Here is a 1462-nt window from a genome sequence, read left to right as displayed (position 1 = left end):
CTTATGAGCACTCACTGGATTCACTGAATGAAGTATATGGAAATCAGAGATTTGATTGAGGCTGAATTGAAAAATTACAGTTCTAATCAAATAATTCCATCCGAACGGTACTTGGCATTAAAGTTTGACTGTTCAAGGGAAACAGTGCGTAAGGCCTATGAACAGCTTCGTGCCGAAGATAAAATTTTCAAACGGCAAAATCTCGGCTGGTTCGTGAGTAATAAAAAAATTCAATATTATCCAAACTCAATTGAAAATTTTCGTTCTTATATGAAGGCACAGGGTTTTAATGCCAGAACTGAACTGATCTCGACCCGACAGCTGGAGCGATTGGATCACAGTAATCTTTTTAGCGAAGAAAATCGTAAATTGGGCTTTATTGAAATTATCCGTTTACGTTATGCTGATGATGTACCTGTACTTCTAGAATATAATTATTTACCTGTTGCGCTGTTTCCAGATGTGCTGAATTATGATGTGATTACTTCGGTACAAGATGTCATTAAAAATCACTTTCATTATAATTACACGAGTAGTCAGTTAAAAATTAAAAATACCGGTGTGTCTCATTTTGAGAGCCAGCACTTAGGTATTCCTTTAAGTCAAACCGCCACTTATATTGAACGTATTTCAAAATCAGATGATCTAGTGATTGAATATGACATCGAAATCTGGTCACAGGACAAAATTGAAATGACCTTAGATATTCAAGCATAAGCTTATATTTATATCCTGCCCATTCAAATCCTAAGAAGTTAAATGGTTTTAGGATTTTTTTTATTTTCTTAGATTAGACCTCCTTCATAAATCATTCTTACTCAGTTGCAAATTATAAATTCCAGCAACTAGATTGAATCTCAAAAGGGGGGGCTTTTAGCTCTATTGCGATAACGTTCTGAAAGCATTTTGAAAGTTTTTAGACTGCCAAATACATACTTAATTTCTATTCTTCTTTATTGATTTCCTGATTATAGATTTTTAGTTCAGGATCCAGTTTACAGCGGCTTTTGGCCTCTAATGGCAACAGGGTATTGGGATACAAAGTATAAATCCTTTGATAACCTCTATCTGTAAGAACAAAGGTTCCTGAAGGGATCTGGTTTAAATTGTGTTTGAACAATTCTAAATCAAGCGTAATTCTCAGCATGACTTTCATATCAGGATGCCAATATCAGCAAATGCCAAGAAACTTAATCCAACATTAGGGGGTATTGGGAAGTGCGTTTGATTGAAGTTGAGCAGGAAGGGAAAATTAGACGTTATATCACTTTATTAATGAACCCAAAGACATAGCCACTGATAGGCTTGGCGAAGCTTTATGCTCAGCGCTGGGAAATAGAAATGCGTTACCCAGAAATCAAAAGTGATTTACAGGAGGGCAAGCATTTGAGGAACAAGCAACCTGATTTAGTTTGTCAATAATTATGGGGGGCTTTATTGCCTACAATATTCTAAGAAGACA

2 protein-coding genes are annotated in these 1462 nt (G+C 35.6%); one reads left to right on the top strand and one right to left on the bottom strand.

What is annotated here, in order from left to right:
- Positions 1 to 27: 27 nt before the first annotated feature.
- A complete protein-coding gene (locus ACNPNW_RS04890) occupies positions 28 to 717 on the top strand; it encodes a GntR family transcriptional regulator (RefSeq protein ID WP_448766618.1) in 690 nt (229 codons plus the stop codon).
- Between the two features lie 226 nt (positions 718 to 943).
- Here the strand turns inward: ACNPNW_RS04890 and ACNPNW_RS04885 are convergent, their stop codons facing one another.
- Positions 944 to 1156, bottom strand: a complete 213-nt coding sequence (locus ACNPNW_RS04885; RefSeq protein ID WP_004281968.1) for a hypothetical protein — start codon at positions 1154 to 1156, stop codon at positions 944 to 946.
- Positions 1157 to 1462: the final 306 nt, after the last annotated feature.

It is taken from the genome of Acinetobacter endophylla (assembly GCF_053543775.1).
This window is presented reverse-complemented; position numbering and strand designations above follow the sequence as displayed.